The organism is Sphingobium sp. FW306-1B-F04DB, assembly GCF_058781925.1.
This window is the reverse complement of record NZ_JBYSXE010000095.1, coordinates 1-4506: the sequence shown is the minus strand read 5'-3', so window position 1 is coordinate 4506 and position 4506 is coordinate 1. Positions and strand designations below refer to the sequence as shown.

Below are 4506 nucleotides of genomic sequence, written 5' to 3'. Positions count from 1 at the left end.
TTTTGTAAACCGAAGGTCGGGGGTTCGAATCCCTCATCCGGCACCAAGCCTCCCCAAGCCCTTGGGGAAGCTAGAAAACCTTGGAAAACAAGTACTTTTCTACAGGCGTCTGCTACAAACGTAGCAGAGGAAACGTAAGTATGTGCACCTATCTTCATGGCCCCCGCGAGGGCGGCACGTATTATTTTCGTAGGTCGGTCCCTGCCCGCCTCCGTCCGATCATCGGGCAGCGTGAGTACTTCTTTTCCCTTGAGACCAAGGACCGCGCCGAGGCTAAGGAGTTGGTCGGGCATGAAACCGTCCGCACAACGGCACTGTTGAAGGCTGCTGAGAAAGAGCTTGCCCGTCAGCAGGCCGCGCCCATTGTCGAGGCCTCGTCGTTCGATCCTTTCGCCAGAATGTCGCAGGAGGCATTTGAGCGGCAGCAGGCATATGACGCCGAGGAGGCCCGAACGGTCGGCGCCAAAGAGGCTCGACGGGAGGAGCTGGCGGATTACATGGCGCATCTTGAAAACCGCCTAGCGGGCTCCACAGAGCAAATGCCCCGGGAGCTTCGCGCCTTTCGCTACATCCTTGAAGGCCGCGAGTTCGACATGGCGTTGATCAAGGATCAACTCGCAGCGGCGCGCGTGGAGAAGCGGGAGATTGAGCAACGGCTCTCCGGCAGCGTGTCCAGCACCCCGGCTCCTATCGTCGCTCAGCGAACGTCTGAGGGCAATCTGGAGCCGGTCACGATCACTGCCCTGTATGAGGGGTACGCGGTACAGGCTGGCAACGCCTCGACCACGGAGAGCGAATGGCGGTCGCGTACTGCCGACTTGGTGGCCTTCCTAGGCCACGACCACGCGCACCGGGTCACGGCCAAAGACATCCGCGCATGGCGCGATCATGTCCGGGATACGCCCAAGAAGGACGGAGAGCCCCGTTCCCCCAAGACGGTCAATGTGGGCTACCTCGCCGTGGCTAAGGTCATCTTTGCGTACGGTGAGGATGAAGGGCTTATTGCGAGCAATCCAGCCGCCGATGTAAATAAGCTCCGTGAGCCCCGCGAAACGCAGACTAGAGAGCGGGATTTCACGCCGGACGAGCAACAGATGATCCTAGCCGCCGCTTTGGAGCCCGTGACCAAGAAGTTCAGCGATGAGCGCAAGCTGGCTTTCCGTTGGGTGCCTTGGCTCTGCGCCTATACCGGCGCACGGGTAAACGAGATGACGCAACTTCGAGCCGAGGATGTGCAGAAGATTGATGGCACTTGGACGCTGTTGATTACCCCTGAGGCTGGCAGGGTTAAGACCAAAAAACACCGATACGTCCCTATCCACCAGCATCTTATCGAACAGGGCTTCCTTGTTGCCACCAAGGGCAAGACCGGCCCGTTGTTCTACAATCCCGAGCTTGCGCCCGACGGCAGCGAGCGCGGCCAATACAAGAAAACGGGTCAGAAGTTGGCCGATTGGGTGCGAGGCTTGGGCATTACCGATGCGGGCATCATGCCCAATCACGCTTGGCGTCACACGTTCAAGACGATCGCCAGAGAGGCGGGGCTAGACGAAGCTGCGCACGATTACATGACCGGCCATGCATCCAAGGCGGTGGGCCGAACCTATGGGCGGCATACCCTCCCCGCGCTCGCTGCTCAGTTGGCCAAGTTCCCGAGGTTCCATGTCGAGGATGCCAAAGCGGCGGCGGGCTGACAGTGCGTTACAATCCGGCCGCGTGTAGCAAGGCCGACGGCCGGTCGTTGAGTGCGGCTGCGATGCGGACGATGTTGAGGATCGTCACGTTGCGTTCGCCGCGCTCGATCTTGCCCATGTGGCTGCGGTCGATGCCCGCCGCATCCGCCAGCGCCTCTTGCGACATGCCAGCGGCCTTCCTCCGGGCGCGCACGGCCTCACCCAGCGCCTTGAGCTGACCTTCCGTGTCTTGCTGCCCTGAAACCCGTGCCACGCGTCCACAGGTCGCGGCTGGCGACTTTCAGTTCTACGGTATTTACGACCCATAACTGGAGTGCCATGGTTGCCCGTCAATATTATGGGGGAATGGGCAGTGAAGGCGTACCTGATGTTCGGATTAACGGCAGTCGCAGCGGCTAGTATAATGGCAAGCTCACAAGCGGAAGCGGCAGCCGAAGTTAGCCTAGCGTTTAAGGAGAAAATCGCCGCCTACCAAGGTTGCCTAGAGGCGACTGATAGCCAGCTACGCTCAGGTCGTGTCACTCCGGAGCGTTACGAGATGGCCATGGAGGGGGCATGTCTCGCGCAATACGAAGTCGCATTCACAGAGATGAAGGCAAACCTAGAGGCCATCCCGCACCCCGGCGTATCCTATACCGACGCGCAGGAGATTACCGCCAACACCATGGCGTCCGCCCGTTCGTCCGATGAGCGGCGGCGCAAACAGTACGTTAGTGCGTACGTGCTTTGGTATGCATCATCCGATAGCTCCCAAGGGAAAACCTCGCGCTAGTGGCTGCGAGCAAGGGGGGCTGGCCTAGTACCAGCCCGCCCAGATTAGCGCTTCCCTAAGCTCCGGGAGCATTTCGGTGAGGCGCTCAACATGACGGCCGTCAGTCTTGCTTAGGTCCGGCTCGCAGTAACCATCGGGGAATGTTACCTCCAGTCTGCCTGTCGGAAAGCGCCTTACCGATAGCTGTCCAAACTCTGCGGCAATGAACTCGCCCTGCCGTTCGGCCTTCTTGCGGGCAAGCAAGTCTAGGTGGCCATCCTTACTGCGTGAGACGATAGGCGACACTCCTGCCTTCATGCGCTCGAAGTTTTCACCGCTGCGCCTCAGGTGGCAGCCGTAGCAAGACCGGTCCCGCGTGCGTTTCTTGAAGCTCCCGCATTTGGGGCAGGGGCGCTCCAGAGCAATATAGAAGGGCACGCCGCTGAGGAACGCCGAGAACCGCTCGACGCTCGCCACACGCGTTCTCAAGGCCTCCCGAAAGGCGGGATCGGCATGGCAGAGACGCCGCTGGCGTGCGGCCAGCTTGTCGGCGCGCGGTTGTTGATGGTGAAGGGTGAAACGCGGATCGGATTGGGGGCCATGCGGTCGGGAGGAAGAGGAAATGAGTGGCGTTCCTTGGAGAAAGTTCGCCCCATGAATGGGGCTCGCAGGAGGACGGCTTAGAGAACCGCCGCCGCAGTGAGCTGAGAGGCAGAACGAGTTGCAGAGTGCAGGCGCGCCGCTGAAGGGCGAGACGCCATTTTGTGCAGATCGTGTAATATAGAGAACTCTATGGTCCCCATGATTTGCCATGATCTTCAATCAGGAATGCGCCATCAACACGTTCCGCAGGGCATCCACAGAAACAGCCGATCCATTGCCGCGAACACGCTTTTTGCCAGTAGGGGTTTTATCCTGCTGTACGATGCTATCGCGGATGGTCACCGTGCCATTGCCATAAAAGGTAATCTCGCCACGGAACGTCCATTTTTCAGCAGACCGGAGAGCCCGCAGCCTTAGCCGCCTCTGGATTTCCGGCAGGCTCCTGCACATGGATATGTTGGTTGCGTTCCCACGCTCATGGCACAGCCGTTGCAGCTGCGGTGTCAACTTAGGATCTTTGAAGCGCCGCTTGATGCGATGATCGGTGACGGACTGACCGTACCAACGGGACGCCAGGGCGGCCATCTGTCCGGCGCTAAGCTCTAAACTCGGGGGGTTTTGTAGCCAGTGGGCCACTACGTCTCGCTCCAACGTTGGGATGAAAGCGGCCGGGTCGAACAGATAGAGCTTGTTCATTCCGCCCAACTTCTTTCCGTCGAGGCTTGGGAAGCTCTGCTGCAATTTGGTCAGCATAGGCATGGCCTGCTCCCAAAATTTGGCTACTTCACTAGCGTTGCTCGGACGGGTGATTGAATGGTCGGGCAGAATGTCGGGTAGGTAACCAAGAATGCTCGCGCACTCATTGGTCAAGTCAAATGTCATTGATCAGCCGAACACTTCTTGGCTGATTGCGTTGGTATTGTCTGGTTGTTCAATAGATTTTCCTTTCTGAAACAGTAATAGACGGGCGCTACGGTCATGCGCCCATTCGGTGTGTGTTATGATGTCGTGGAGTACCGGAGACACGGCGATTGACCGCCTCCGGCTCATATCGGCGATGCCATTGGCATCCCGTGCTGCCCGTTCGGCCCACTGGCCTAGCTGATGAGCAGGAAAAGTCAGCGGCGTCCTATGCGCTCTGCCTTCCGTTCCGCCCTGTTGCAGCAGGACTATATGGCCACCTAAGCAATGCCGACCGATGTTGAAAGATCGAAAACGACGTATTCGTGATTTTTATACGTGTATGTGACTTATTAGCACCCGTATTATTACATAGCTTATCACCAACATGTCTTGAGCAGCGGGATAACAACTAAGGCAGTAGATAAATAGCCCTTAGGCCTAACAGCATTCAGCCCGGCGTCTTAGCAAGAACGCGGGCAACTTGTGTCGCCTGCCATGCGCCGCCCCGTGCGCTCCTGATGCCTTGGCCATTCAAATGACGGGCAATGTCGGACA

At 58.6% G+C, this 4506-nt stretch carries 4 protein-coding genes; 1 reads left to right on the top strand and 3 read right to left on the bottom strand.

Annotation, left to right across the window (positions count from 1 at the left end):
- The first annotated feature begins 140 nt into the window (after positions 1-140).
- Positions 141-1694 carry a DUF6538 domain-containing protein gene (locus tag AC3WJD_RS21645; RefSeq protein ID WP_492748879.1) on the top strand — a complete coding sequence of 518 codons (1554 nt, stop codon included), beginning with the start codon at positions 141-143 and terminating at the stop codon, positions 1692-1694.
- A gap of 7 nt (positions 1695-1701) precedes the next feature.
- Here the strand turns inward: AC3WJD_RS21645 and AC3WJD_RS21640 are convergent, their stop codons facing one another.
- The 3 genes from AC3WJD_RS21640 to AC3WJD_RS21630 all read right to left on the bottom strand — a co-directional run bounded on the left by AC3WJD_RS21640 (position 1702) and on the right by AC3WJD_RS21630 (position 4498).
- Positions 1702-1947, bottom strand: a complete 246-nt coding sequence (locus AC3WJD_RS21640; RefSeq protein ID WP_492748877.1) for a helix-turn-helix domain-containing protein — start codon at positions 1945-1947, stop codon at positions 1702-1704.
- Between the two features lie 1320 nt (positions 1948-3267).
- The gene (locus AC3WJD_RS21635; RefSeq protein WP_492748874.1) at positions 3268-3930 is read right to left on the bottom strand and encodes a hypothetical protein; all 663 of its coding nucleotides are present in this window, start codon (positions 3928-3930) and stop codon (positions 3268-3270) included.
- A 469-nt stretch (positions 3931-4399) separates the two neighbouring features.
- Positions 4400-4498 (bottom strand): hypothetical protein, encoded by a 99-nt coding sequence (locus AC3WJD_RS21630; RefSeq protein WP_492748881.1) that lies wholly within the window; start codon positions 4496-4498, stop codon positions 4400-4402.
- Positions 4499-4506: the final 8 nt, after the last annotated feature.